Source organism: Bradyrhizobium genosp. P (assembly GCF_049949265.1).
Classification (GTDB): domain Bacteria; phylum Pseudomonadota; class Alphaproteobacteria; order Rhizobiales; family Xanthobacteraceae; genus Bradyrhizobium.
The window spans coordinates 4358487-4384007 of sequence record NZ_CP188195.1 but is presented as its reverse complement, the minus strand read 5'-3'; the positions used below and the strand labels follow the sequence as shown (position 1 = coordinate 4384007).

General features: G+C 61.0%; 26 protein-coding genes and 3 pseudogenes. 17 read left to right on the top strand and 12 right to left on the bottom strand.

Annotation, left to right across the window (positions count from 1 at the left end):
* Window positions 1-121: 121 nt before the first annotated feature.
* The 3 genes from istB to ACP2YO_RS21080 form a co-directional block, all read right to left on the bottom strand.
* Window positions 122-985, bottom strand: a complete 864-nt coding sequence (gene istB / locus ACP2YO_RS21090) for an IS21-like element helper ATPase IstB (RefSeq protein ID WP_426435624.1) — start codon at window positions 983-985, stop codon at window positions 122-124.
* On the bottom strand, window positions 985-2484 hold the full coding sequence (istA, locus tag ACP2YO_RS21085; RefSeq protein ID WP_426443088.1) for an IS21 family transposase: 1500 nt from the start codon (window positions 2482-2484) through the stop codon (window positions 985-987). Before istA ends, istB begins: the two co-directional genes overlap by 1 nt.
* A 474-nt stretch (window positions 2485-2958) precedes the next feature.
* Entirely contained in the window at window positions 2959-3315 is a 357-nt protein-coding gene (locus ACP2YO_RS21080) for a hypothetical protein (protein ID WP_426442513.1), read from the bottom strand.
* A 397-nt stretch (window positions 3316-3712) separates the two neighbouring features.
* On the opposite strand from ACP2YO_RS21080, the gene ACP2YO_RS21075 reads away from it, so the two are divergent.
* The gene (locus ACP2YO_RS21075; RefSeq protein WP_426442512.1) at window positions 3713-3988 is read left to right on the top strand and encodes a hypothetical protein; all 276 of its coding nucleotides are present in this window, start codon (window positions 3713-3715) and stop codon (window positions 3986-3988) included.
* Here the strand turns inward: ACP2YO_RS21075 and ACP2YO_RS21070 are convergent.
* The 4 genes from ACP2YO_RS21070 to ACP2YO_RS21055 all read right to left on the bottom strand — a co-directional run bounded on the left by ACP2YO_RS21070 (window position 3985) and on the right by ACP2YO_RS21055 (window position 6646).
* On the bottom strand, window positions 3985-4614 hold the full coding sequence (locus tag ACP2YO_RS21070) for a cell envelope biogenesis protein TolA (RefSeq protein WP_426442511.1): 630 nt from the start codon (window positions 4612-4614) through the stop codon (window positions 3985-3987). The two genes, ACP2YO_RS21075 and ACP2YO_RS21070, sit on opposite strands and share 4 nt — an antisense overlap.
* 28 nt (window positions 4615-4642) lie before the next feature.
* A complete protein-coding gene (locus ACP2YO_RS21065; RefSeq protein WP_426442510.1) occupies window positions 4643-5113 on the bottom strand; it encodes a metallophosphoesterase family protein in 471 nt (156 codons plus the stop codon).
* Window positions 5110-5613: an NUDIX domain-containing protein gene (locus tag ACP2YO_RS21060; protein WP_426442509.1), complete on the bottom strand. Its 504-nt coding sequence runs from the start codon at window positions 5611-5613 to the stop codon at window positions 5110-5112. Before ACP2YO_RS21060 ends, ACP2YO_RS21065 begins: the two co-directional genes overlap by 4 nt.
* Before the next feature lie 109 nt (window positions 5614-5722).
* Window positions 5723-6646 carry a Ku protein gene (locus ACP2YO_RS21055; protein WP_426442508.1) on the bottom strand — a complete coding sequence of 308 codons (924 nt, stop codon included), beginning with the start codon at window positions 6644-6646 and terminating at the stop codon, window positions 5723-5725.
* Between the two features lie 145 nt (window positions 6647-6791).
* On the opposite strand from ACP2YO_RS21055, the gene ACP2YO_RS21050 reads away from it, so the two are divergent.
* From ACP2YO_RS21050 to ACP2YO_RS20980, 15 genes and pseudogenes are all read left to right on the top strand, one after another.
* Complete coding sequence (locus tag ACP2YO_RS21050) at window positions 6792-7190, top strand: hypothetical protein (protein ID WP_426442507.1); 399 nt, start codon at window positions 6792-6794, stop codon at window positions 7188-7190.
* 47 nt (window positions 7191-7237) lie between these two features.
* Window positions 7238-7726 carry a hypothetical protein gene (locus ACP2YO_RS21045; protein WP_426442506.1) on the top strand — a complete coding sequence of 163 codons (489 nt, stop codon included), beginning with the start codon at window positions 7238-7240 and terminating at the stop codon, window positions 7724-7726.
* A gap of 40 nt (window positions 7727-7766) precedes the next feature.
* Window positions 7767-8796: pseudogene (locus ACP2YO_RS21040) on the top strand (IS110 family transposase).
* A 263-nt stretch (window positions 8797-9059) separates the two neighbouring features.
* A complete protein-coding gene (locus ACP2YO_RS21035; protein ID WP_426443274.1) occupies window positions 9060-9785 on the top strand; it encodes an SOS response-associated peptidase in 726 nt (241 codons plus the stop codon).
* Between the two features lie 62 nt (window positions 9786-9847).
* Complete coding sequence (gene dinB, locus ACP2YO_RS21030; RefSeq protein ID WP_426443273.1) at window positions 9848-10882, top strand: DNA polymerase IV; 1035 nt, start codon at window positions 9848-9850, stop codon at window positions 10880-10882.
* 447 nt (window positions 10883-11329) lie between these two features.
* On the top strand, window positions 11330-11470 hold the full coding sequence (locus ACP2YO_RS21025) for a hypothetical protein (protein WP_426442505.1): 141 nt from the start codon (window positions 11330-11332) through the stop codon (window positions 11468-11470).
* Between the two features lie 290 nt (window positions 11471-11760).
* The gene (locus ACP2YO_RS21020) at window positions 11761-12561 is read left to right on the top strand and encodes a PEP-CTERM sorting domain-containing protein (RefSeq protein WP_426442504.1); all 801 of its coding nucleotides are present in this window, start codon (window positions 11761-11763) and stop codon (window positions 12559-12561) included.
* A gap of 839 nt (window positions 12562-13400) precedes the next feature.
* Window positions 13401-13679: a PilZ domain-containing protein gene (locus ACP2YO_RS21015; RefSeq protein WP_426442503.1), complete on the top strand. Its 279-nt coding sequence runs from the start codon at window positions 13401-13403 to the stop codon at window positions 13677-13679.
* Between the two features lie 656 nt (window positions 13680-14335).
* Window positions 14336-14560 carry a hypothetical protein gene (locus ACP2YO_RS21010; protein WP_426443272.1) on the top strand — a complete coding sequence of 75 codons (225 nt, stop codon included), beginning with the start codon at window positions 14336-14338 and terminating at the stop codon, window positions 14558-14560.
* 69 nt (window positions 14561-14629) lie between these two features.
* On the top strand, window positions 14630-14815 hold the full coding sequence (locus ACP2YO_RS21005) for a helix-turn-helix domain-containing protein (RefSeq protein WP_426443271.1): 186 nt from the start codon (window positions 14630-14632) through the stop codon (window positions 14813-14815).
* Between the two features lie 595 nt (window positions 14816-15410).
* Entirely contained in the window at window positions 15411-15674 is a 264-nt protein-coding gene (locus ACP2YO_RS21000; protein WP_426442502.1) for a hypothetical protein, read from the top strand.
* A gap of 361 nt (window positions 15675-16035) precedes the next feature.
* Window positions 16036-16089: pseudogene (locus tag ACP2YO_RS20995) on the top strand (hypothetical protein); the annotation flags it as partial.
* Window positions 16090-16121: 32 nt separating this feature from the next.
* Entirely contained in the window at window positions 16122-16508 is a 387-nt protein-coding gene (locus ACP2YO_RS20990) for a hypothetical protein (protein WP_426442501.1), read from the top strand.
* A 44-nt stretch (window positions 16509-16552) separates the two neighbouring features.
* Window positions 16553-16646: pseudogene (locus tag ACP2YO_RS20985) on the top strand (transposase); the annotation flags it as partial.
* A gap of 391 nt (window positions 16647-17037) precedes the next feature.
* The gene (locus ACP2YO_RS20980) at window positions 17038-17244 is read left to right on the top strand and encodes a hypothetical protein (RefSeq protein ID WP_426442500.1); all 207 of its coding nucleotides are present in this window, start codon (window positions 17038-17040) and stop codon (window positions 17242-17244) included.
* Window positions 17245-17267: 23 nt separating this feature from the next.
* Here ACP2YO_RS20980 and ACP2YO_RS20975 read toward each other — a convergent pair whose 3' ends face one another.
* Both ACP2YO_RS20975 and ACP2YO_RS20970 read right to left on the bottom strand, forming a co-directional pair.
* A complete protein-coding gene (locus tag ACP2YO_RS20975) occupies window positions 17268-18143 on the bottom strand; it encodes an efflux RND transporter periplasmic adaptor subunit (protein ID WP_426442499.1) in 876 nt (291 codons plus the stop codon).
* A gap of 488 nt (window positions 18144-18631) precedes the next feature.
* Entirely contained in the window at window positions 18632-20449 is a 1818-nt protein-coding gene (locus ACP2YO_RS20970) for a DEAD/DEAH box helicase (RefSeq protein WP_426442498.1), read from the bottom strand.
* Between ACP2YO_RS20970 and ACP2YO_RS20965 the strand changes: the two genes are divergently transcribed.
* The gene (locus ACP2YO_RS20965) at window positions 20450-20650 is read left to right on the top strand and encodes a hypothetical protein (RefSeq protein ID WP_426442497.1); all 201 of its coding nucleotides are present in this window, start codon (window positions 20450-20452) and stop codon (window positions 20648-20650) included.
* Here ACP2YO_RS20965 and ACP2YO_RS20960 read toward each other — a convergent pair.
* Genes ACP2YO_RS20960 through ACP2YO_RS20950 form a run of 3 tightly spaced genes read right to left on the bottom strand, consistent with a single transcriptional unit; the run spans window position 20640 to window position 25442 of the window.
* Window positions 20640-22787, bottom strand: coding sequence for a peptidase M50 (locus ACP2YO_RS20960; protein WP_426442496.1), 2148 nt, complete (start codon window positions 22785-22787; stop codon window positions 20640-20642). The genes ACP2YO_RS20965 and ACP2YO_RS20960 overlap by 11 nt on opposite strands.
* A complete protein-coding gene (locus tag ACP2YO_RS20955; protein ID WP_426442495.1) occupies window positions 22784-24646 on the bottom strand; it encodes an HlyD family efflux transporter periplasmic adaptor subunit in 1863 nt (620 codons plus the stop codon). Before ACP2YO_RS20955 ends, ACP2YO_RS20960 begins: the two co-directional genes overlap by 4 nt.
* 13 nt (window positions 24647-24659) lie before the next feature.
* Window positions 24660-25442, bottom strand: coding sequence for a SapC family protein (locus tag ACP2YO_RS20950; RefSeq protein ID WP_426442494.1), 783 nt, complete (start codon window positions 25440-25442; stop codon window positions 24660-24662).
* Between the last annotated feature and the right edge of the window lie 79 nt (window positions 25443-25521).

The window sequence follows — 25521 nt, the reverse complement described above, 5'->3', positions numbered from 1 at the left end:
GCGCAGAGCGCACCTGCGCCTGCGCCCCTGCCCGTCGGCGAGATCGGGGGTAGCAAGTGCCAGGGCGACCCGAGTGGAGGGGGATCGCCCGCCCTTAAGGGCCGCTCGAAGAGCGGGTCTGTCAATCGGCGTTGGACTGGGACCCCCGATCGGCGTCCAAAGGGGACCCCTTTGATCGGCGAGTCTTGATGGTAGCGCTCGCGGCGTCGGAGCTGGCCGGGGTTGCGGAGACGGCGCGAGCGCGGGTTGTTTGATCGTCGTCGCGGCTTTTAAAGCGCCAGCTGTCGTTACCGGTCTCGACGATGTCGCAGTGATGAGTCAAACGATCGAGCAGCGCGGTTGTCATCTTGGCGTCGCCGAACACGCTCGGCCACTCGCCGAATGCCAGATTGGTGGTGACGAGGACGGAGGCGCGCTCATAAAGGCGGCTGACGAGGTGGAAGAGAAGCTGACCGCCGGACTGGGCAAAGGGCAAATATCCGAGCTCGTCCAGGACAATGAAGTCCATGCGGGTTAGGTGCTCGGCAAGCCGGCCCTGTCGCCCGTTGCGGGTCTCGGTCTCAAGGCGGTTGACGAGGTCGACCACGTTATAGAAGCGGCCACGGGCGCCGGATCGGATGCAGCTTCGCGCGATAGCAATGGCCAGATGGGTCTTGCCGGTGCCCGTTCCGCCGACCAGGACGACGTTGCGTTGCTGGGCGATGAAGCCGCCGCCGGCGAGATCATTGACAAGCGTCTGGTTGATCGGCGTGCCGTCGAACTGGAAGTCTGCGATGTCCTTGGCAAGCGGCAACTTGGCGATGGTGAGCTGGTATTTGATCGAGCGGGCCTGCTTCTCGTTGATCTCGGCGGAGAGCAGATCGCCGACGATGCGCTGGGGTTCGTGCTGGCGTTTGACGGCGGTCGCCATGATCTCGTCGAAGGCGGCCTTCATACCGTAGAGCTTAAGCTCGCCCATGAGATCGAAGATTTGGGTTCGTTCCATCAGTTTGTCCTCCGGAGGTTGTCGTAGCGGGCACAATCGGCGATCGGCGCATAGCGAAGCGTCAAGGCGGCCGGCGTCATGATGTTGGCCGGTGGGGCAGGTTCACGTTGACGAGCCAGGATGTTGAGCACGACATCAGCGGAATGAACGCCATGAGCGACCGCCTCGGCGCAGGCGGCTTCCACCGCGGGCAATCCGTCTGTCAGCACCGCATTGAGGATATCGACCATCTGTCGATTGCCATCATCGGCACCGGCGAGCTTGCGCCGTACACGCTCAATCGCTGCGGGCAGCACCCAGTCCTTGAAGGGAGCGCCATTACGCAAGGCACCGGGCTTGCGCACCAGCACGGGCACATAGTGCCAGGGGTCGTAGACCGTTTCGCCGCGACCGAATGATCGCGGATGTTCGGCAACGACCCGGCCGTCCTGGCGGATCACGATGCGGTCAGCATAGGCCTGGACCTCAATGGGCCGCCCGACCGCGCTTGCCGCAACCGAGTACTTGTTGTTGTCGAAGCGCACCAGACAGGTCTTGGAGACCGAGGCCGGGACGGCATGGAAGCCATCGAACCGACCTGCATACGGCACGAGATTGGGTCGCTCGGCCTCGAAGATCTCCCAGACAGTCCGGTCGGCGAACTCTGGATGCCGATGAGCCTTGGCGTAGGCGATACATTTATCGAGCAGCCAGGCGTTCAGCTCATCCAATGTCTTGAAGCGCAGCCGCGGGGTGAAGAAGCGTTCGCGGACCAACCCGACCTGGTTCTCGACCTGTCCCTTCTCCCAGCCCGACGCTGGCGTGCAGGCAACCGGATCGACCAGATAATGGCTGCACATCTGCAGGAAGCGCCGATTGTAGAGGCGGCCTTTGCCGACAAAGATCGTCTCCACCGCCGTCTTCATGTTGTCGTAGATGCCGCGCCGGCAAGTCCCCTTGAACAGTGCGAACGCCCGGTTGTGGGCGTCAAACACCATCTCCTGCGTCTCGCGCGGATAGGCCCGAACAAACAGCATCCGACTGTGGCAAAGCCGGACATGCGCCGCCTTCACCACCACCGTGGTCCCGCTCAACAGGACGACTTCGTGGCTCCAGTCAAACTGGTAGGCTTCGCCGGGCGCAAAGCTCAACGGCACATAAGCTGAGGTCGTCGAGGCGCCACGCTCTCGGCTCCACCGCCGCGCATAGCGACGAACCGCGTCGTAGCCGCCGGCATATCCGAGGCCGCGAAGCTCTTCGAACAAGCGGATCAGCGTCAGCCGTTCGCGCGTCGTCTTGCTCTCGTTCGCCGCCAGCAACCGGTCAAGCTCGGCACTCCACGGGCCCATCTTCGGAAGCGGCTGCGTCTCTCGCTCGTACCGGAACTCCGTCGCCTCCGAACGGATGACCTTGCGGACCACCTTGCGCGATACGCCAAGCTCCCGGCAGATCGCCTTGATGGGCTGACCATGAACAAAATAGGCGCGACGGATCTTCGCAATCGTCTCCACCACCAGCATCCCAACCTCGGCTTCCATGACTTGATGGAAGCCACTGTGGACCCTTGTCCCGGGGTCCCGATTGGATGCCGATTACCCCGAATACGGGGTCCTTATTCCATGCCGAAACACACGGGTCTGCACAAGCGCATGACCGGCCGCGAAGATTCTGGATGTGAGGAAGCGCGGAAGACCGGGGATACCGCTCGGGTCGGCGCCGGCGTTTTGCCGGCGCTTCACCCTGGCGCGCGCGAGGGGCGGAGCCCGTTAGCTTTTCTGCGAAAGGAAGAGACCTGTTGGTCGGTGCAAGTCATGCCCGGGAGAAAGAGGCAGCCGCAGGAGCGTCAGCATAGCGCCGACGCGGAACGCGGCGGGACGCGGGACCGACTGCAGTCGCGAGACCGGTTAACAAGGCACCCGAACGCGGGACAGTGATAGCGACGCCGGCATGCAATGACGCGAGCGACTCAATAACGACCTCACCATGCGTTGGTATCAATTCTGCATTTGTGATATGGTCTCGACGTTGTGCATGTCGATACTCGGCGTGTGCATGTTCACTGAGCCACTTTTCAAAGAGGACGACATGGCCAAGAAAGCGAAGAAGGCAAAGAAGACCGCAAAGGCAGCCACCAAGAAGGTGGCAAAGAAGACTTCCAAGAAAAAGAAGTAGTCGCGACTGAGAGATTGCCGCCTTCGGGTCGCAACCCGGACGCAAAGCGAAACCTTCCAAAGGATCCGAAACGTCCTTTGCAGCCGTTCGGTATCGCGGCCTGATAAGATAAGGCCGGACCTTTGTGCAGGTGGCTGCTGCACAAAGGTCCGGTTTTTCGTTTCTGCCCCAATGGGCATGATGTGCTCTTGCGCGAGGGATCGAAGCCGCACGGCCGAGACGCTACGCGGCTCGGTTCACGAGAGCCCGGTCCGGCCCTTGCCGGACGCACAAACGGAAAAGAAGACCCAGGGTTGGAGGCCTTGGAGATTTCCTTGGGAGCGTTTGTCTGCGCGACCTAATTGTGATCGGAAGCATCGGAAATCGCTTCTTCCACTCTTCACCGCCGGCCGAGGCAAGGTCCCGCTGGCAAATTCCGCGATCCGTCGGCCATCCACCTGGCGCGTAACCTGTAGCGGACAGCTCGCGTGCGATAACACGCCAAACCTTGAGTTCCCGCCGTTGCGAATCCCAGCCATGTGTTAGCGGCCGGAACGAATCGCGGACGAAACGATTCGCCGTATCAGGAGTATTTCCATGCTGATGACACGTGACCGAAGACCGGCGATACGGACGATGCGCGGATGGGCGATTGACGTGCTCCAGGAAGCTGGCGCCATCCGTGAGTGCGAGGCGCATAGCTGGATGCAGGACCGCGCCGATCCGCATGCATGGGAGCGGGCCCTCGACATCGCCCGTGGTGACCCGCCGGCAGGCGTCTCCCCTGACGCAGCGGCGGCCGAGATTCGCGACGTGTTGAACTCGATCGGTGATACCTGCCCAGAATGCCCTCCTGATTTGAAGGACAATTAAAAGCCGTTAGCTATCCCCCGCGCGCGCCGTAACGCGGCTTCCAATCGCCCCTTCTCTTTATCCCAGCGGGCTTGTTCGGCTTGCGATCTCTTCTCGAGAGCCTCAACCTCGGTCCGGATGGCCGCGGCGCGCTTCGCGTGCTCCTGCTCGGCCTTGTTCAATGCAGCCTGCACCTTGTCGACTGCGTGTTGACGACGTTCACGGTCCCTCTGCCTGGCGGCCTCTTCGCTCGTCCGTTCGCGCTCTCGCCGCTTTTGCCCCTTTTCGAAGGCGAGAGCGGCCTTTCGCTCCGCCGCCTTGTCGATGGGGCGAGAGGAAGGCTGCTTTGCTGTTCTGCCTTTCGACTTGCGGGCGGCCTTCCTTGGCCTGGGGCCGCCAAGATCGGTGGGCAGCTCAGCATGTTCGCCGAAGGATCCGGCGGATCCGACCGGGCGCCTGAGTACAACGCCCGGTTTCGCCATAGCCGCGGCGATGACGTCCGGATCGTCACTTTCCCTCGCCGCGCCCTGGTGAAAGAGATTGCTGTCCGCCCCCCACGCTTCCAGAGCGGCTTTCCTAGACGGAGCCGCGATCGCCAGATCGAAGAAGCCCAGCGAAGTCTGATAGGTTTTCAGTTTTCTGGCCATCGGCCTGATCCGCGCTCCCGATCGATCGTCAACGTCGCGCACCTCCAAGGTCGTGGATTTCCGGTCGTATGCCCTCAGGCGTGACTTCGAGCGTCGCAAGCGTGATCGGCAGCCTGAAGCGCCGGCGTCCGGCGCTGCCGGGATTCAGGTAGAGAACGCCGCCGACCGTGTCGATCTTCGGTACGTGGGAATGCCCGGAGACGATCACGTCGATGCCGGCGCCGGGATCGACCTGCAGCGTCTTCAGGTCGTGCAGAACGTAGATCAACTTTCCCGCCAGGTGCACGAGTTTCGTGTCGGGATATTCCCGGGCCCACTCGTCGCTGTCGACGTTTCCGCGGATGGCGGTGACGGGCGCGATCCGGCGAAGCGCGTCGACGATCTCGGGACACCCGATGTCGCCGGCGTGAATGATGTGATCGACGCCCGTCAGTCGTCGTTCCGCCTCGGGTCTCAACAGGCCGTGCGTGTCCGAAATGATTCCAATCCTGTACATCATTTTCCGGCGCTCTCACCCGCGATCGCCAAAAGACGATCGAGAAGCTCCAATTGTCCGGACAGCATCTTCGTTCGTGCCAATTCGATATCGAACCATTCCGCGCGGTCGACTTCGGGAAATTTCTGTCGCCGATCGCTTCGGGGGGGCCATTCGATATCGAACGTATTGCTCGCCAGTGTCGCCGGGTCGAAATGCCCCTCTCCGGCGAAAGCGATCACGCGTTTGCCTCCTCGCTGGCGAACCTCCCCTAAGGCCTGCAGCCGCCCAATCGAAGCGCTCGTGCCGAGTTCCTCGGCAAACTCACGTCGCGCTGCCTGCTCTGGATCTTCCGCGGTATCGATTTCACCCTTCGGAATGGACCAGGCGCCATTGTCCTTCTCGCGCCAGAACGGACCGCCGGGGTGAACGAGCAGAACCTCGAGCCCGCGAGCGCCTTGCCGGTAGGCCAGCATGCCCGCGCTCAACGTCGATCGCCTGGAGGTCTTTGTCAGCGCTGCCATATCGCTCCTATTTGCAACGCAAAATCGAGGCGGAGTAACGGCGCAAGATCTGAGGCGCGACGACGTTTGGCTAGCGACCGTCCGGCGTCACCGGATGCTTCACGATACGCTAGGCTGACTTCCGCTGCGGTTTGGCCGTCGGCTTCTTCGCCGCGGCCTCCTTCGCTGGTTTCTTGCCGGCGATCGGCATCAGCATTTCCTTCTGACCACTGGCGACCTTGCGCGGCTTCTTGGCCGTCTTCGAATCTTTGGCCGGTTCGGCGGCGCCGATGCTCTTGCGCAGCGCGTCCATCAAGTCCACGACATTCTCGCCGCGTGGACGCGCTTTCGCGGCAATGGGTTTGCCGGCGCGCTTCTGGTTGATGAGATCGATAAGGGCGGTTTCGTACTGGTCTTCGAACTTGTCCGGCTCGAAATGGCCCGCCTTCTGATTGACGATGTGCCTTGCGAGATCGAGCATGTCCTTGGTGACTTTGACGTCCTGTATCTCGTCGAAATACTCATCCGCGGAACGGACTTCGTAGGGATAGCGCAGCAGCGTTCCCATCAGCCCCTTGTCCATGGGCTCGAGGGCGATGATGTGCTCACGGTTGGTCAGCACCACGCGTCCGATGGCGACCTTGTTCAGCTCTCGGATGGTTTCGCGGATGACCGCGAACGCGTCGTGGCCGACTTTCCCGTCCGGCACCAAATAGTAGGGACGGATCAGATATCTCGGGTCGATCTCGCTGCGGTCGACGAACTCATCGATCTCGATGGTTCGCGTCGATTCCAGCGCGACGTTCTCGAGCTCCTCCTTCGTGACCTCGATGAAGGTGTCGGTGTCGACCTTGTAGCCCTTGGCGATATCCTCGTTGGCGACCTCCTCGCCGGTGTCAGCGTCCACCTTGGCGTACTTGATGCGGTGGCCGGTCTTCCGGTTGAGCTGATTGAAGGAGACTTTTTCCGATTCCGACGTGGCCGGATAGAGCGCTACCGGGCAGGTGACGAGGGAAAGACGCAGGAAGCCTTTCCAGTTAGCGCGGGGGGCCATAGCGGGGAACTCCAAATACAGTCTCTGGATTCAAGACGAACGGGCGGCCTTGGTTCCGACAGGGTGGCTTCCCGACAACAGGAATTTTTCTCAGGCGCCAGTCGACGCGGACTCGACTTTTGTTCTCTTTATGTTCTAATTCGGAATGACCGACCGACCCGCGAGCTGGCGTATGCCGACCCCGAAGCAGATGGAAAAACTGGCCGCTGAAGCCGCCCGCAGGCCGGGTCCAGCCACTGCTGAGGGTCCGGATGCGCCCCTGCCCGCCGAATACTGGGAATCGGTCCTCAAAGACCCTCGCGCCGGCGCGACCGCGGCCCAGAATCGGCAGCGACGTCTTTCGGAAATTCAGCGCCACGTGCTGCGCGTCTCCTGCCGCCGCTGCGAGCGGACCGTGGAAATCCAAACCGCCGATGCCGTCCGATTGTATGGCGGCGACGCGGTCTGGAAGGACGTCGCGCAGCGGCTGTTCTACAACACCTGCCAGCAGCGCACCGGCAGACACGAAGAAGACGGATGCTGGCCAGGGTTTGAGACGCCGTAGTCTGCTGCGGATTTGCCGATCCGATCTCTCTGCGCCTGGATATCCGGATGGCCCCGAAATATCACCCCACGCCCCTGTCGGGCGGCGATCGCAAGGCTCTGTCAAAGGAGCTCGGCAAGTCGCGCGCGATGGCCAATATCCTGGCCGCGCAGTCGGCCGAGATGCGGGCCAAGGGCGAAGCGCTGATCCAGCAGGCCGACAGGCTTCTATGCGAAAGCTGGAACGAGCGGATGTGGTCCGACGGCGAACCGATCGATCCGTCGCCCACCATCGACCAGGCCGTCAATGGCGGTTTCCCGTGGCTGGAAATCCAGTGCGCGCGTTGCAAGACGCCGAGCGACGTCGATCTTGCGGCGATGAAGCATCCTCCGACCACGTTCGTGCACGATCTCGCCAGCCGGCTCCGCTGCCGGAAGTGCGCCAAGGTGGGGCGGCGGCCGGCCGCGACCCTGCTGCAACTTGCCCGGCAGCCGAGCCATCCCCGACCGGACCCTGACATGTGCTGGTGTGGACGGCCTCTCATCCCCGCGGTTTGATGGCGCTCTTGGCGTCACAGAAAGATGAGAGGAAAGTCTGATGAATATTCCCGTTCGTATCGGCATGGATACCTCGAAGTCGGTGTTCCAGCTTCACGGTGTTGATGAGAATGAGGTCGTGGTTGTCCGGCGCCAATTCCGGCGAGCCGAGATGATCCGCTACTTCGAGCGGCTTCCGCCGGTTCTCGTCGCCATAGAGTCTTGCGGCAGCTCGCACCATTGGGGGCGCCTGCTCCAATCGTTCGGGCACGAGGTAAGGCTAATTCCTCCTCAATACGTGAAGGCCTACGTGAAGCGCGGCAAGAACGACGCGGCTGACGCCGAGGCACTTTGCGAGGCGGTCACCCGGCCCAGCATGCGGTTCGTACCGGTGAAATCAAAGGAACGGCAAGCGGCCTGCATGTTGATGACCGTGCGGGAACGCCTGGTCAGCGTGAAGTCGCAGCTCTCCAACGCTTTCAGGAGTTATGCCGCTGAGTTTGGTATCGTCGGCCCCGCCGGCCGGCAGAACGTGGCGGCACTCATCAAACGCGTGCTCGAAGACGATAGCCTGCCGGAAATGGCGCGGGATCTCTTCCGCCTTCAGGCGGACGAGTATGCCGCGGTCCAAGCTCGCCTAGCAAAGATCGAGGCTAAGCTGATGAAGTGGCATCGCGAGGATGACATCAGCAGGCGTATAGCGACAATTCCCGGCGTCGGTCCGATTGGGTCGTCGATGCTCAGCATGAAGGCACCGCCGCCCGAGACGTTCAGATCGGGTCGCGACTTTGCGGCATGGCTCGGACTGACGCCCAAAGGACCATTCAACTGGCGGCCGGCAAAGACTCGGCGGCATCACAAAGGCTGGAGATTCTGTACTGCGATCGACGTTGATCGTCGGTGCAACTGCGCTGCTGAGGCATGTCCGAAAGGGTCGTCATAAGCCCACACCATGGCTCGCCGCGCTGCTGGAGCGAAAGCCGCCGAAGCTGGTCGCGGTGGCCTTGGCCAACAAGTTTGCCCGCATCGCTTGGCGCTTGATGATTTCGGGTGGCGTGTACAAGCAGCCGGTAGCCGCCATGCCGACTTGATCTGAAATCGGCCCGCGAGCAAGGTTGCTCGGCGGATTGCCCATGAACTTGCAGGACGCAGTAGATGGAAGGACCGATCGGTCGATACGCGCGAGCTTCCGAAGGTTACACTGGCACCAAGAATGTCGCCCATGTGCTTGGAACGTGCGTAGCGAACACCATCTCGGCCAGCGGGCTTTGCCCGCGCAAACAGGCCGGACATCTGATAGCAAGCGATCTGGCCAGAAGTCTGCTACAATCCTGACAAGTGGGGGGCCGTCCACATCTGCAATCTCTATTCGATCACCACCAATCAGGCGGCCATCATGGCGCTGTTTCGCTTGGTAAATCGATACGCCGGCAATCTGGCACCCATGCCAGGTGTCTTTCCCGACCACAAGGCGCCGATCGTGCGCAACGGCGCCGATGGCCGCGAGCTCGCCACCGCGCGGTGGGGGATGCCATCATCGCAGCAGGCCCTGATGCAGGCGACCAAGAAGCGCGCCGCGAAACTCGAGGCCAAGGGCAAGCCTATCGACTTCAAGCAATTGCTCCGGATGGAGCCGGATGGCGGGACGACGAACATCCGTAACGTGAAGAGCAAGCACTGGACGCGATGGCTGGGCGTGGAACACCGCTGCGTGGTGCCGTTCAACTCCTTCAGCGAGTTCAACAAGGCCGAGGGCGGCGACGTCTGGTTCGCCCGCGACGAGAGCCGTCCCCTCGCCTGCTTCGCCGGCCTCTGGACCAAATGGACGTCCGTCCGGAAAGTGAAGGAAGGCGAGACCACCAATGACATCTTCGCCTTTCTCACGACGGAGGCGAACACCGAAGTCCGCGTCATCCATCCGCAGGCGATGCCGGTTATCCTGACGACGCCAGCCGAAATCGAGACCTGGCTGACCGGCCCTCCGGACGAGGCCCTGAAGCTGCAGCGGCCGCTTCCGGATGGGTTGCTCCGGATCGTCGCCCGCGGCGCCAAGGAAGATCCGGCCGGGTCGGCGGCGTGACCGACGAAGACGACGATCAAGGGACGGCCCCATCCCGACAGCGCAAGATCATCCACGTCGACATGGATGCATTCTATGCGTCCGTCGAGCAACGGGACAATCCGGACCTCCGCGGCAAGCCGGTCGCCGTCGGTGGGTCGCGCGAGCGCGGCGTCGTGGCGGCCGCAAGCTACGAGGCCCGCAAGTTCGGCGTCCGATCGGCGATGTCGTCAGTGACGGCGAAGCGTCAATGTCGGGACCTGATTTTCGTGAAGCCCCGCTTCGAGGTCTACAAGGCGATCTCCCAGCAGATCCGCGAAATCTTCGCCGAGCACACGGCCATCATCGAGCCGCTGTCACTGGATGAGGCCTATCTAGATGTCACCGAAAATCTGCAAGGGATTGCGCTGGCGCGCGATGTCGCGCTAGCGATCCGCGCCAAAATCAAGCAAGAGACCGGTCTCAACGCCTCCGCCGGCATCTCCTACAACAAGTTTCTGGCCAAGCTCGCCTCCGACCACCGCAAGCCGAATGGCCAGTACGTCATCACGCCGGAGATGGGGCCGCCCTTCGTCGAGACGCTGCCTGTCGGTAAATTCCATGGCATCGGACCGGCGACGAGCGCGAAGATGAACTCGCTTGGGCTCCACACAGGTCTCCACATGCGTAACCAGACACTCGAGTTCATGCGGGCGAACTTCGGCAAGGCCGGCACGTATTACTATTGGGTGTCGAGGGGCGTCGACGACCGCGAGGTCCGTGCCAACCGGATCCGGAAATCGGTCGGCGCCGAGAACACCTTCATGAACGACCTCACCGAGTTCGAACCCATGCTCTCAGAGTTGCAGCCACTGATCGACAAAGTCTGGTTGCACTGCGAGGGCAAGGGCACACGCTGCCGGACCGTCACGCTCAAGGTGAAGTTCGCCGACTTCGAACTGATCTCACGGAGTCGGACACTGACTGGCGCCGTCGACAGCCGCGACGAGCTCGAATCCGTATCAGTTGAACTCCTGAAAGCACTCTTCCCGATGAAGAAGGCGGTCAGGCTGCTTGGCGTTTCAATCTCGGGTTTCGCCACAGCAGAAGGCCCTGGGCAAACGTCTCTCGCGTTCTAAAAGATACTGGCATGAGCGAGGCGCTCTGCCGTTCCTTCAATCTTGTCGCTTCGTGTCCGGACAGCTTCGAACGATAGCGAAAACCGGCAGATGCAGCGCAATAACTGCGGTCAAAGTCAACAGTGCAATCGCAGTAGTACCTACTCGAAATGGCGTGCAGTAAGACACGCCGCCCTCAGCGTCAGGTCAACCCCCGCTCCACGGTCATCCGGCGCGTACCGACTTCGAGATAAAGCCGTGCGGCCTTGATGGCTTTGTCACGGTCCGGCCCATCCCATGAGGCGCTGGAAGGGTGCCCTGCGCCACTCCTCGACGCGACGCAACCGGCACAGCATTGGCGCCCGCTCGTCAGCCAATCGTACGGCTCGTTCAAGCTCGCTTGTCATCCCCTGCTCCTCGGAGCGATACTAACGTAACGCAACCTAGGGGCGCAAGCTCGCCCGAATCATGGCCTTCGCCAAGCTCAAAGCCGCCCTTCGAAAGGCCGCGGCCAGATCAATCGAGACCTTGGTCAATGCGATCGCCGCCGCCATTGCTGCCCTCACTGCCCAAGACTGTCTGAACTTCTTCGCCGCCAGCTGGCTATGATCGCGCCTGATCAGAATCTGCTCTAGCTAGACTAGCCGGGACTCCTCACCACCTCTTGATCAGCATCTCTAGGAAACGCGCGGCAATGAGGCACACCTAGATGCCTCGTGCGGCACTCTCGGCGGGTCTCACCACCGGTCGAATCCGAATCCTCGCTCCACGGCTTGGGGCGCATCCCGTACAAGTCCAAGCCGGTAAAAGTGGAACCGAGATTAACATGTGTTAGTATTTACGGTTAAAGCGAAATGTCTGATTAAATATTTTTCATATTGCCATAAATGTGGAGGAACATGGACGCCTTCTACTACTTGCCGAAGGCACTGGGGGCGATGCTAAGTTATGGAGAGTCCACCATGCTTCTATCTCGCGCATCTGCTGTCGGCGTCGTGCTGGCGGCGGTAGGAATGCTAAGCTCGCCCGCCAGGGCGGATCTGGTCGAACTGACCCAGGTGCACCTCACGGGCCAAGGTATCGGTTCAACCTTGACCGCGCTTACCCTGCAATCGCCAGGGAGTTCGACGACCGAAAGCGGAGGTGTCCTGTTCAATGGGACAGTCTTCGGAGACGCAAAATCCGGAGCGTCCCAATCGAGCACATTCACATTCGCGAGTTTGGGCATCACCAGCGCCAGCCAACTCGCACTAGTGGTGAACCTATCGGAGCCAGGATCGGAAAATCCGCCTTCGGTTACGACAGCCCTAAGTCCACTGGCGAGCAATGCCAACCTTGCAAATGCGATCACGTTGAACGCCTATAGTGCGGGCGGGACGCTTCTGGGACAGTTCTCCACCGCCGCCGGCCAAACGCTGGACCAGGTCGCGGGCGGCGTCGGCGGCTCCGGATTGGTATTCGGGCTCACGCCCGCGGAGCAGACAGAATTGAATAATCTTATCGCGACCAATCCCGGCAATGAAGTGTTCACGGTCGGCGCTACCTTCGCGAACGCGCAAGGCGGTGTGGATGTGATCCAGGTAGCGTCTCTCGCTTCGTCGGTTCCGGAGCCGGCCACCTGGGCGATGATTGTCATCGGATTTGCCGGATTAGGATTTATGAGCTACAGGCGCAGAGACGCAACATTCCGCTGGATCTGAGTCTACTGAATATTTTAACGGAGAGACCGCCGTCGGCGGTCTTTTGTTTCTGGCTCCGGCGACGATTGCAAACCGATCAAATCCAGGAAACAGCGACGATTGCGCAGCTAGACGATGCGTTCCATGTTGCGGTTACAACACTTGCGGCATTTGTCGCGGTGTTGCTCGCGCTCGCAGCCGAGCCGACGATCTGATCGGGAGATGAAGGAGTTAAACGGGTTGCGCGGTTTCCGCGTTCAGTCTCAATGCAACACCAGATTGATGGCATACGACTTTAGCCACGCAACGCCGCATGCTCGCCTGCAATCGTGCCGGGATAATCCCCATTCACTACCCGAGCCGGCGCGGCCAGGGATCGCCAACGGTGCGGCGATCTCGCCAAATAGAGCGAGAGCCGTTCACGTACTTTCAGCCGAAGTAGATGACAAAAAATGGCAGATCAAAGCGCGAGTAAGACGATCGTAGCTTGAATATTCGATACAGCGAGGAGCTCGAGTTACGACAGCTCGTCGTGAAGCTGAATGCGATAGCCTGGAACCCAACGGTCATGCATTACGTCCACAGCGCCGACGGGTAGTCCGCGCAAAGTTAACTCGCTAGAACTCGCGCGCAGAGGCGCGACCCGAGACCGCGGCTTTTTACCTAATTCCACTTAGGGGATTTAGAGCGGGTGCATAGTTCGACATCGAAAACAGCTTGGGCCAAGTGCTGGCATGTGTGGACGGTACTCATGCCCAGGCGCACGATCACAGGATGGCTAGTCTGGGGCCGTGTCTGGCGCAGGTTCAACGGGCGACGCTGGATTTACAAATGCCTCTCGTCATTTGAAGGTGATATCGATGTTTTCGATCGAAGAAATCATACTGCGCTCAAGGCCGGAACGACGATCGGTCCGCCGGACGCGAATTGATCGTGGCGCAGCACTGTTCTTTGTGGGATCGGACAGCATACTCTCGTGCACGGTCCGCGACGCGAGCGGTCGCGGCGCAAGCATTCGCCTTCATGGTATCGGCGCTATGCCTACGGATTTCGAACTGTCGTTCGACAACTTCCGGACGGCCCGCACGTGCCGTCTCGTCTGGCGAGATGGCGATTTTATCGGTATTCGCTGGAGCTGATTTGCGGGCTTAGATTGTCCGGGATACCGCCGCCGCGTGAGAAACGCTGATATGCCTAGAGGTGGTAATCACTGCAAAAGTAAGGGCCAAAGCAAAAGCCGATGAAAACGCGGCAAACGCGCGCACCTTGCCGACATCTACAGGCTCCTCACCCAGTAAGCCCCCCCGCCCTAAATTCTATCCATCAGTGAACCCGTGCACCGGTGCTAGCGGCACACGGATTCCGCGGTACTGAAATGAACGTCCTTTTCGAACGGGGCCGGTAGGTGAGCGACAAAAGACCAGAAGAGCGAATACTGACATTAAAGAAGAAGCGAACCGCGACAATGAAGCGGAGAGCGCTCAAACCCAAACAATTAAATCGCTCGGCTGCTACCGTTCGCCGTCAGCGCGGTGGAGCACCTGACAAGAGGCAGTCCAGGCGGAAATGGGCAGATCCCCTCGCGCAAGCGCCTGGTCACCGCCTTTTCCATACCCACGACGTGCGGCGAGGCCCCATTATCTTGCGGGGCCCTCCACCCTTGCCCTCGCCCGGACGTTGCGCTTTCCTTTCAGAATATTCAAATTTCTATTATTTTATCAAAGGTGTCTGTTTGCAAATCTTGTTGGTCTGCCTCGGAATTTGGCTGCTGCTGGATGTCCTGTTCGTGGTCATCATGATCCCGCCGCGCAAGCCGCGCTCGAGGTCGACCGCCCTGGGCGCCAGTGAACTCGCCCCCGTCCCGATCGACAAAAATGCTTATCCGTTTGAGGATGAGGAAAAGATCTCGCTCCGCCACCTCATCATGGCAATCGGGCTCGGTGCATTTTTCGTGCTTTCGCCCGTCCTGCTTGAAGCCATCGAGGCCACGAAGAGACTCTTTCGGAGAGGCCGCGAATGACGTCAGACCTTCACCTCCGCGATTTGCAATAACTCGCCGTCATTCGACGCAAGCTACCATTTGCCCTGGATGCGGTTTCCCATGAAGATTAATTGGAAGCAATTTGGTCGAGACCTTAGGAAGGCCCGCGAGGCCTGTGACTATTCGCTTCGACAAGCTGCAGCGCTGTGCGATATGCATTATTCGACTTGGTCCAGATCAGAGAACAGGAGACCAATGGATAACGTTGGTATGTATCTGCTACTGTGCCGATAGATGTCGGTCGATCCATTCAATTACCTCAGCCGTATATCTCCGGTTCGCAACACGCTTGATAAGGAAGGCGATTGACGCTTGCGCTCGCCGTCCACCACAGCGGCTGGCTGAAGCTTGCCGCCCTGCCCGATTGGGACTGGTACGACATCTCGACGCATCTCGCGTGCACCGGCTGCGGCAGGGTCGCTGGGTCGACACTCGGCTCTACTGGAGCGAGGTGATCAACTTCAACAAGGGTATCGGGGCAGCCCACGGCTCGGACGGCTTTTCTTTTGAACCTTTCACTAAATCTGCCGACAGATAATTGAAGCGCCAAGGTCCCCCAACCACCCCCGCTTCAGCCCAACCCAGAAAGCCCCGCTTCCCCAAAGCGGGGTTTTCCCTGTGTGCGGTGCAAACCGCCAGTACTTTTCCGTGTATCGAAGCGGAACGCACGCGCGGCAGGATCGGTGTTTTTCACCGCCTAGTCTAGCGCCCCCTGCCGGCCGTGGCCCCACGTTTCGGTACTGGTCGAAATAGGCCACTCGCGGAATCAAAACAGGCCACCAATTAAAAGCCCCCGTCCGGGGCTGGATCGGACAGGGGCCGGTAAGAGATGAAAGTCTCTAACCAAATGGCGCTTGCGCGGCTTTGGCGGCAGGTGGCAAGCGCCAAGTGGAACTGTAACACTCAATCGGTCGGCAAGAAGCAAAATCGGCTGTTACATCACAACAAAACGGGCCGACAAACAGAGGCTGCCTCAATTCAGCAAGCTGCGGAGTTCCTTGATGGTCTCCCGCAGGTCGTCCGCGTATTCCTCGGCGACTTGCCGAGCCTGATCGGTGCGCGACGGCTTATCCTTTTTCGGATCGTCTTCTGACGGCTGCTTCAGCTTCTTTCCCATGTAGCAAGTAACGAGCTGAGACGAGCCACGTTTCAAAGTACGTCTTCCGGAACGGGTTCCCGCGTCGAGATTCACGCAGCCTGAGGCAGACGTTGGCAACAAATACGCCAGCTTCCGCGCAATCGGGATCGAGATCGAGGGCGTCGAGCAGAAGTGACATCGCTGCGGCGGCCTGCGCGATGCGTGTGCCCGTTAGGGCTAGTTCGGAATTGCAATTGCCCACGGCATTTTTGGTTCTAGCGTCGAGTCGCGCGGATATTGGCCGACGCCGCACTCCAAACCCGACCAATGCGTTATCGCGCGATAAGGGATCGCCCGCCCCAGCCGTTAGTCTTCGCTGCACGTCGAAGCGCGGCGCCGAAGCGGTCTGGGGCTCCGCAAACATTGTCGTCAGCAGCGTCTCACCGAGAACACGTTTCGGCGTTGGCTGAAGCGCTGAAGCAGCTTGCCGGCGATGACACTGCGCGTAAATTCACGGAATATCAGACGGAATTGCGCCGCGAGAAGCACCGGGATGAGCGAACAAAAGCGCTGCGAAAGCGGAATCAGCAACGGTTTTCCGTCAGCACGGACATCCGCAACCGCGCGACACAAGCGTTCTGGGCGATGCATGTAGAGGCGATGAATTGGAGCGGAATGAACGTCCGTCCTACGCCGCTGCGATGCAGCTGTCGCCGTATTCGTGGCGTAAATGGGGTGACCGACTGGATAGCGGCGAGGTCGCAATTGACTACCGCGCGCATCTTCACTCCTCCGCCCGTCCGGCCGTTAGCACTGGTGCCAGGAACTCAACTCCCGAAAGGAGCTTGACAGCCGCAGAAATCGGCGATCCGACGGCGCCCGCCGCCCCCATCCGGCGCTTCTTCAGCGACGAGGAGAAGCTCGCGATCGCAAGGGAAACCGAGCAGCCGGGCGCCAAGGTATCTGCCGTTGCCCGCAAGCACGGGATCGTCACCGGGCTGCTGTTCTGCTGTTCCGCTGGCGTGTACAATTTGGCATCGGGCAAAAGAAGCGCGCGAAACTCGCCCACGTCGTGCTTGCCGACAACGCAGCCGAGACGCAGGTTCTGCGCAGCCTCGTACGTCCGCCTCAGGGAATGGTGGCCGTTGACCTGGCCGATGGAGGTCGCGTCTTTGCGCCAGTTGGTAGCGATCCGGATGCTATGCGAACGCAGATCGAGAGCGGAGATGATATTCGTTCCTGCGGGCGTGTGCATGGCGCGATCGCGAAGGGGCTCATTACCGTCGCCAAGCGCGAGACGACGGCTGAATGATTGTTGGTGGTTGTCCCCAGCTGTGCGAAGGCGCGGTCCGTTAGAAGAAATCCGGAGGATTTCCAGTTGGTAAAGTCGAAGACACGGCAAGATCGCGTCGGCGTGACAAAGCCGCCGCAACTTCATCCGGCGCAGCAAGACAACACTCACTTCCTCACCTTGGACGCCGCGATGAAGGCGCTCGCCAAAGTCGACAACGACGCATTGTTCGGCGGCCCGAGCCGCGACGAGCGCGCTCACAACGTCTCGCCGTCCGGAACGACCCCAGACTAATTCGGGTCGCTTGCTCGCCGGCGTCATTCATGGGGCGCGTCCGGCAAGTTGGCGGTGCAGCGTATCCCGGCCGGAATTGCGTAGTCGGGATTGGGCAATGTGAGGCGCACCCGGAAGGTATCGCTCGCGGGATCGATCAGGGGGTCGACGACGTCGATTCGAGCCTGAACGACCTTGTCGGCGGGCGGCAACAGGTAAAGTTCAGCCATCTGGCCGAGCTTCACCGACCCGTAACGCTTGCCGGGGATGACCAGGTCGACCGTTAGCGGATCCACCTGCGCGAGAGTGACGATCGGGGTCGTCTCGTAGATGAACTCACCCGGTTGCAATTTGACCTCTGAAACGATGCCATTAAACGGGCTGCGAATGAGTCTGAGGTTATATTGGGCCTGCGAGCGGGCCGCTTCCAGCTTGGCGATTTTCTGATCGTCCTCGGCCTTGTCGATCGCGATCTTGTCCTGTGCGACCTTGGTGGCGGCTTCATCGACGTCGTTCAAGCGCGAGAACATGTTGCTTGCGAGCTTCTGCCGCCGCGCCAGTTCGCGTTCGTTCCACTCCATATCCGCCTTCGCGGAGCGGAGCGCTGCCGTATTCTGCGCGCGATAAGTGTCTAGCGCGAGTTGCGCTTCTTCGACGCTCGTATCGAGCTTGCCGATGACCTGCCCCTTGACGACCGGATCCGAACGGTCGACCGTCAGTTCCGCCAGCACGCCAAATACGGAGCTTCCGAGTTGGACAACCTGTTTCGGCTTGACCAGGCACGTAGACGCGTCCGCCAGGACACCCGCACGAGCCATACCCACGAACACGACTGACAGCACCGCGCCGATTGACGCGACCCACAGCGCTAGCTTTTGCATTTCAAAAAAAAAATCTGATTTCGATAATGATCCAGACATTTTTTGAACGTCAGGTCGGCCATTTGATCTGACTCCACGGCGCCTTGGCGCACTCTAGACTGAAAAATCGCAGTTTTGTTGGCGCAACGACATTCCTCGGTCCAGTCCTGACGTCAGACATCCGGCCGTCCGACGCTTTTTGGTACGCAGCCCGTCAAAGGCCTCGCGCACAATCAACGCGTTTCCGAAAAATCCATTTCATAGCGAGAGAAGTGAGCAAACTTTTTTATGGCTCTGTGCCCCGACAATATCAGAGTTTAATTGCACATCCAGTTGCTTCTTCAGGTCATGGCGCTCATCATTCCGTTTAATATGCCGCTGCCCCAAACTGATAAATTCCAGATCAAATTCCCCGAGGCGATCCTTAGCGCGTAGCTTGTCTTCTATTTCCCACGAAACGGCATCGACCGATCGAATTCACTCTTTAAGACGGCCGAGGTCAGTGCGGTCACATTGCGTCCGGACGAGATTCGCTAACCCGTCCGAAATCATTCGCTGGGCCCCGAAAACGCCAGCATCTGCTCCAGGCGCCGATCCCGCCGAAGGTTGGTCATCCGCTGCTGCGAGTTGCGCGCTTCCGCGACGGCTTGGGAGCGCAGCTTGAGCAGGCGAAGAACGAACGGCCAGCGCAATCCGTCCGCGCTGAGAAAGCGGAGCGCCCCCCCGACAAGCCAGGGCGAATTGCTGACAAACAGGTCGTCCTCCAAGGACACGATGGTGTGGCATCCGCCGGGATCTCCCTGGCGTGCGCAGCGGCCGTACAGTTGCCGGTCGATGCGAGCCGAATCGTGATATTCGGTCAGGACTACCTGCAGACCGCCAAGCTGCGACACCCCGTCGCACAACCTTATGTCGGTGCCGCGCCCCGCCATGTTGGTCGCCACCGTTACGCGCCCGGCGGCGCCCGCCGATGCCACGATCGCCGCCTCGGCCTCGTCCTGCTTGGCATTCAGCAAAGCGTGGTCGATTCCCCGCTCGCGCAAGAGTGCGCTAACCTCCTCGGAGGCTAGAACCGACCGCGTTCCTATCAGGACAGGGATCGATTGATCGCGAACAAGACCCGCGACGCATTCCGCGACTTCGCGCCATTTCTCGGCCTTCGTCGCGCAGAGCCGCGGAGGCACATAGCGGCGTTGCGAGGGCCGGTTCAGCGGCACGCGAACGACGTCAAGCCCATAGACGGATCTGATCTCCCGCGCGACTTCGCGGGCCGTACCGGTCATGCCGGAAAGTCGGACATAGCGGCGAAACAGGCGTTGATAGGTCAGGCGCGCGAGTGTCTCGCGGCGTTGCGTCGGCTCGCAATTCTCTTTGATCTCGATCATCTGGTGCAGCCCGCGCTCCCAGGATCGATCGGCCAGCACGCGGCCCGTGTATTCGTCGACGATCTGAACCTTGCCGTCCGCGAGCACGTAGTGTTGATCCCTGTGGAACAGGCGCATCGCTGTGAGCGCGTGCGTCACGCGCTCCTCACGCTCGCGCGCCGACCGCCAGACGCCTTCGAAATCCCGGGTCGCGCTGGCCAGTCTCTTGCATCCTGCGCCGGTCAAGGCGCAGTCGCGCACAGCCAGATCGATAATAAAATCCACGCCCTCTTCAAGCTGGGCAGCCAGCGTCAGCGCCTGTCGCAGCACCTCAGCCTCTTCTTTGTCGCCCGCGTCGGTCGCCAGGATCAGCGGCGTCCTCGCCTCGTCGATGAAGACGCTGTCCGCTTCGTCGACGATCGCAAAATGCAAGCCGCGCAGGACCGGCGCGTCGTCCGCTGAGGCCTCTCCGCGCAGCCGGTCCAAACTGAAATGCAGTCGACTGCGCCGGCCCGAGCGCGTGACCCCGTCGCGCAGATAATCGAAGGCGAGCTCCTTGTTCGTGCAATAGACAATGGAACGTCGATAGGCCTCGCGCTTCTCGTGCCGGGTCAAACCCTGTGTCACGGTGCCCACGCTCAATCCGAAGAATCGGTAGAGCGGCTCCATCGCCGCGGCGTCGCGTTGGGCCAGATAATCATTTACCGTAATCACATGAACAGGCACGCCCGCCAGCGCCGCAGCGCAGGCGGGAAGCGTCGCCGCGAGCGTCTTGCCCTCCCCGGTCTCCATCTCAACCAGCCGCCCCAACAGCAGGGCCCATCCCGCCATCATCTGGCTGGGAAAATGCCGGACGCCGAGCGTGCGCGACGCCGCCTCGCCGACGATTGCGAAACACTCGCCGGCCAGCGGGGCGGCGAACCCCCGCCGCCGAAAGAGCGGGCGCATCGCAGCGGCCCTGGCCGCCAGTGCCTCGTCGCTCGCAAGCCGGAAATTCGCCACATGTCGATCGCTCTCCGCGACGATCCGCCGCAAGGATCGAGCGGGATTCCAAAAGACGCGTCGCAACGGCCGAACCACGTTCGCCAGCAGGAACTCCGCCGCAATATCGTGCTGGCCGGGCACACGTTCGGCGCGCTCGGCATAAGGGCGGCCCGGAGCGAGTTCCTCGGGCGCGAGCAGAAGCGAGGCGCTAGGCACTGAACCTCGTCAGGAACAGCAGGCGGATCACCCGATAGAATTGCGTCGACAACGTCTCCTCCTCATGTTCGAAACGAATAAGCGCCCGCTGACCAAAGTGGCTGATTTTCGTCCCGCCGACCAACGCGACGTCGAACTGGAACATTCGCCCCATGGCCTTTGCGCCCTTGGTTTCCCTCGGATCGGTGGCGATTTCGCCGCCGCCCTCGAACGCAAGGGCGCGGCTTGGAAGCAATTCGTCGCCACCGGGAACGGCGCGAACGATTCGGCCATCCCATGCGGACCCTGGATCATCCACCATTCGCACGCGGATGCGGTCGGTGTCGATACGAACTCGGTTGATCGCGTCTTGCGGCACCACGGTGCGGATGAGCGGCTCGACGTCGCCGATAACGTGGCCCACCAACTCGCCCTTGCGGAAATAGCGGCCGATCAGGTCATCCTTTTGCGGAACGACAAACTCGCCTGCGGTCTTCGCCGTCACCGTCAGATTCGCCATTTTGCCCGCGACGATCGCGAGATCCTGACGCTGGTGTTGCAGCCGCTGGAGCGCGAGCTCGGCGCGGGCCCGGTCGGTAACCGCCTCGACCGCGGCGACTGCCTCCAGCTCTTCCACACGGCCTGCGCCAAAATCAAACTGCGAAGCCAAGGCGCGGTCGTCGAAGCGAGCCAGCTTGTCGCCGGCCGCCACGCGACTGCCAGGCTCCGCGAGAAACTGCACGAGCAGCCCATTCGCTTCGGCACGAACAAACGATTGCTCCGGCAGCCAGACCACGCCCTCGACCTCGGTATGGGAAGGCAGGGGCACAAAAAAGACGAAGGCCGAAATAGCCGTCACGGCGCCCGCCACCACCGCGACCGCGCGGTTACGGCTCCTTTGCAGCCTTTGGCTTCGGCTCAGGTAGAGCACGCCCCTCACTATGGGAACGATCGCCATCGCGGCCACAGCCCAAAGCGCGAGCACGACTCCGATGAAGAAAAATCTTGTCGCGATGAACAAGGTGATCACGACGGTGACGATGATCCGATAGACCGTGGATGCCGCACCAAAGAATAGGAACCATGCCTTTTCTGAACGCGTCGCGTCCGGCGGCTCCAGTTCACTCAGACCAAGCAGATAGTGCTCAGCAAAATACAGCCAGTACCGGGTCGCGCGAGTGGAGAGATTTGGAATCTCAACCAGATCGCTCAAAATATAATAGGCGTCATAGCGCAACAGAGGATTGCCGTTGAACAACAGGGTCGACACGCCCGCGATCACCATGATGTTGAACAGAACGGCCCGCACCAGCCCCGGTTCGACAATCAACCAAAGATAGAACGCCAGCGCGGCGATGAAGACTTCCACCGCCATGCCAGCCGCCCCGACCATGGCGCGGCGATACCTTGATTTGAACGTGCTTGCGGCCGACGCCTCGACGAACGGCACGGGCAGCAGCACGAGCAGGATGATGCCCATTTCGTGCACTTCGCCGCCGCCTGCCTTGATGGCGGTCGCGTGCCCCATTTCATGGAGCGCCTTCAGCACTGGAAAGACCAGATAAAGAACAAACAAGTTATCGACCGCCAACACGCGATCCGCGAAGTTATGACTGAGTTCGGGCCAGTGCAGGGGAACCAGCGCCAGCACCGGCAGCACGGCCGCCAGCCACAAAAGTGCGCCCCACCGGCTCCAGACGAACTGGATGAGCCCTGGCCAACGGTTAAGGAACCGATCCGGGTCCCACAATCCGAGGCGGATCGCCATCGGATTGCCAAGGGCCTGGCGTTGACGCGCGCGCCCCTCCCTCTCGCCGCGATCGAAAATCTCGGCCACATCGGGCGTCACGTCGCTCTGCAGCAGGTCGGTCGCGTGCAATTGGCTCAGGAGCTGAATCATTTCGTCCTGGGTCGGGGCGCTGTCGCCGAGACGGCGATTGGCGATATCCCATAGATTGGCCACGGTCCGCTGACCGTCCATCAGGCCGATGATCAAGCGCGCCGAGGGCGTGAAGCGATGCACGCGGCCGGACGCCGGATCCTGCAGCAGGTGCCAGACGCGGTCACGATAGCGATGACGATACATGACGGCGTGCGCGCGCAACCGCGGTTTCAAATCGGCGACTCGATACCAGAGGTTACTCAGGATCGGCCCGTTCACGGCATTACCTTCCAGGCCCACATCCGTAGCCAGTCGAACAGGCTGTGCGTCCAGATCCAGAAAAGTCGCCTTTGTCCGACTTCGATTTTGCCTACCCCTTCCATTCCCGGGCGCAGATGGTCGGTCGGACCGCGCAGACTGGCCTCGACGCGAAAGAAGTTCAGGCCTTCCTGTGTCGTCGTCATGGGAGTTATCTGCTGCACTTCGAGGGGCAGGCGCTGCCCGGGTAGCGCGGACAACATCAGATCGCCGCCCTGATGTTGCTTCAGCGCCGAGATGTCGCGTTCGTCAACTTCCAGGATCACGCGATAGGCGTCCAGCGGCGCGATCTGGAATAACAGCTTACCCTGTTCGACCGGCGTATCCAGCAATTGACTCAGGTCACCGAATACGACCACGCCATCGAAAGGCGCGACCAGCGTCGCGCGGGCGAGACGATACTGGAGCAACTCTATCTGGGCGTCGAGTTCCTTGATCTGGGCTACCAGGATCGCCATGGCGCCGCGGTCCTGCAAAGATTGCGCCTGCCGATGCTTGCCCATCGCCTGATCGCGATCAGACAAGAGGCGGGTCAGCTCGAGTTTGAGATCGCGGTCGTCCAGCCGGCACAGGACCTGGCCGGCGCGCACGACGTCCCCAGCCCGCGCCTCGCTGTCCGCGATGTGGCCGTCGAACGGCGCGACGGCCGCACGCTGCACGAGCCCTTCGACGACCGCGCGGGAGGAAACGCGATAGGTGGTTGTGAAAAGGCTGAAAAACAGGACCACGGCCGTCGCCGTCAAGGCGATCAGCTTCAGGCCCGCATGGCCCGGTCCGAACAGACGTTCGAATTGGCGGAAAAACGCGTCGCGCGTGCGGTGCAGAATCCCGCGCTCGTTCTGCATTTTGAGGGCAATGATCGGCGCCAGCAGCGTCGACGCCGCTTCCAGGATCTCCGTCGCCTCCTGGTCGAACGGGCTTCCTTTCGTTCTCTCTGCGGTCAGAACGCCGATCACGCGGTGCTCGTCACGCAGCGGGACCGAACAAACGCCGATATCGTGTTGGTCGCGCGCAAGTTCAGCGTGCGCCGCAGCCCCCGGCGGCGCGTCGTCCAGGGACGGCAGGACAATCGCTGCGTCCAGATCCAGCACTTCTTCCATGGCGGCGCATAGCGTCTGCACCACGCTCATTTTCGGATTGAAGGCGGCGGTATGAGAGATCGCTGCGAGCTCAATGTCGCCGTCACGCTCCAGCCCGATCGCGACGCGATCACAGTGCAAGCGTACCGTCAGCTCGTTGGCGATGGCGAGTGCTGATACCGTAACGCCCCGTTGCTTCAGCGCGGTGGCGGCGAGGTCGATCGCCAGACCCGTTCGGGCCAAGCGTTCCTTGGTTTCATCGAGACTCCGCTGGCGCAGTCTGTCGACCAGCCAGGCCGAGCCCCAGTGCACCGACCGCAGCGATCGCTGCAGATTCGACTCCGGGCTGGCCCCGATCTGCACAACAACTGCGCCTTTGAGTTGGCCGGCCAGTTCGATTGGATAACCAATTTGCGCCGGTTGATCGCGCGTCGGCGCCGACTGCCCGTCGACGCCTGCAACAACGCCGATGCGCCCGTCGAGGACGCGCTGCGCGGCGCAACCCAGATGGCGAAGATCGTGGGTGGCGTCGGGCCACAAGGCCGCCGGCGCAAACGATCCGTCGACGCCGGACCCGAGAAGCAGCAGACCGCCCTCCGCCCGATCGATTTGCGAGCAGAGGATTGCCAACCAGCCCGAAAAGAATTCGTCCGCGCTCTTGGCCGACGAAAATCTCGCCCAAGCGATAGCCTCGGCGCGAACTCCATCTTCCGAGCCGATCGAACGAAACGCGACGGTCATACGAACGCCCCGTTCAATTCACAACGTTCGTTCCGTGCGGCAAGCCGCTGTCCTCAAGTTGCGTTTCTCTTGCCTCCTGCAAGCAATGCTCAAGTCGGTCGCGCAGACCTTCGAAGTTCCGCATCGACTGCAAATGAAGATAGAGAAGCTCCAGTTCGTCGGACTTCGCCAGTTCACTGAGCGTTTCGCCAGGCAGGGCTTTCAGTCTGTCCCGGCTCACAGCCGAAAAGCCGCCAAGCGAAAGGCGCGGGCCGCTTCCCATCGTCACCTGCGCCTGCATGGGCTCCAGCAGACCCAAGTCCCTTATGCGCCGGCAGAACCGCTGCGTACGCAGAAACTGCGCCTGATACTCCTGAAGGAATTTGAGCACATTATTGACAAAGGGCGTAGGCGTGCCGTTATCGCCGAAAAGGCGCTGTCCTCGTCCCTCGCGGTTGAAGCCAGCAAATTCCTCGTCCACGCACAACAGGAATCGATCTCCCTCACGGGAAAATACGAATGGGTATCTCCGCACGAAAGCGGGGATGTATTTCGCTTTCCATTGGCTGTCGTCACCGAGGTAAAGGTTTTCCGATCCCCGAACGCCCAGGATCGCGGTCGGCATCACCTCGGTCTCGTTGCCGGCGAACACGATTGCATATTCAGCAGCCGCCTGCGGGAACTCGACGGCCATCAGCGGAACAGAATTGACTTCGCCGCTGAATCTATAGTCCACGCCGCCATCGATAAAGCAATCGCCGTGCCGGGCCCTCGAAACTGGAACAGCAGTTTTATATATAAGCAGCTGCGTCGACATCAGAAACTCACCTCCGGTTGCAACTCTACGCTATAACTCCGGTGCTGCCGGCCGCACTGAACGGCGCGGCTTGCCGCGC

Coding starts and splice junctions, on each gene's coding strand:
- istB (WP_426435624.1), bottom strand. CDS start 985: ATGGAACGAACCCAAATCTTCGATCTCATGGGCGAGCTTAAGCTCTAC.
- istA (WP_426443088.1), bottom strand. CDS start 2,484: ATGCTGGTGGTGGAGACGATTGCGAAGATCCGTCGCGCCTATTTTGTT.
- ACP2YO_RS21080 (WP_426442513.1), bottom strand. CDS start 3,315: ATGCCCATTGGGGCAGAAACGAAAAACCGGACCTTTGTGCAGCAGCCA.
- ACP2YO_RS21075 (WP_426442512.1), top strand. CDS start 3,713: ATGCTGATGACACGTGACCGAAGACCGGCGATACGGACGATGCGCGGA.
- ACP2YO_RS21070 (WP_426442511.1), bottom strand. CDS start 4,614: ATGGCCAGAAAACTGAAAACCTATCAGACTTCGCTGGGCTTCTTCGAT.
- ACP2YO_RS21065 (WP_426442510.1), bottom strand. CDS start 5,113: ATGATGTACAGGATTGGAATCATTTCGGACACGCACGGCCTGTTGAGA.
- ACP2YO_RS21060 (WP_426442509.1), bottom strand. CDS start 5,613: ATGGCAGCGCTGACAAAGACCTCCAGGCGATCGACGTTGAGCGCGGGC.
- ACP2YO_RS21055 (WP_426442508.1), bottom strand. CDS start 6,646: ATGGCCCCCCGCGCTAACTGGAAAGGCTTCCTGCGTCTTTCCCTCGTC.
- ACP2YO_RS21050 (WP_426442507.1), top strand. CDS start 6,792: ATGACCGACCGACCCGCGAGCTGGCGTATGCCGACCCCGAAGCAGATG.
- ACP2YO_RS21045 (WP_426442506.1), top strand. CDS start 7,238: ATGGCCCCGAAATATCACCCCACGCCCCTGTCGGGCGGCGATCGCAAG.
- dinB (WP_426443273.1), top strand. CDS start 9,848: ATGGATGCATTCTATGCGTCCGTCGAGCAACGGGACAATCCGGACCTC.
- ACP2YO_RS21025 (WP_426442505.1), top strand. CDS start 11,330: ATGGCCTTCGCCAAGCTCAAAGCCGCCCTTCGAAAGGCCGCGGCCAGA.
- ACP2YO_RS21020 (WP_426442504.1), top strand. CDS start 11,761: ATGGACGCCTTCTACTACTTGCCGAAGGCACTGGGGGCGATGCTAAGT.
- ACP2YO_RS21015 (WP_426442503.1), top strand. CDS start 13,401: ATGTTTTCGATCGAAGAAATCATACTGCGCTCAAGGCCGGAACGACGA.
- ACP2YO_RS21010 (WP_426443272.1), top strand. CDS start 14,336: ATGATCCCGCCGCGCAAGCCGCGCTCGAGGTCGACCGCCCTGGGCGCC.
- ACP2YO_RS21005 (WP_426443271.1), top strand. CDS start 14,630: ATGCGGTTTCCCATGAAGATTAATTGGAAGCAATTTGGTCGAGACCTT.
- ACP2YO_RS21000 (WP_426442502.1), top strand. CDS start 15,411: ATGAAAGTCTCTAACCAAATGGCGCTTGCGCGGCTTTGGCGGCAGGTG.
- ACP2YO_RS20975 (WP_426442499.1), bottom strand. CDS start 18,143: ATGTCTGGATCATTATCGAAATCAGATTTTTTTTTTGAAATGCAAAAG.
- ACP2YO_RS20965 (WP_426442497.1), top strand. CDS start 20,450: ATGTCGATCGCTCTCCGCGACGATCCGCCGCAAGGATCGAGCGGGATT.
- ACP2YO_RS20955 (WP_426442495.1), bottom strand. CDS start 24,646: ATGACCGTCGCGTTTCGTTCGATCGGCTCGGAAGATGGAGTTCGCGCC.
- ACP2YO_RS20950 (WP_426442494.1), bottom strand. CDS start 25,442: ATGTCGACGCAGCTGCTTATATATAAAACTGCTGTTCCAGTTTCGAGG.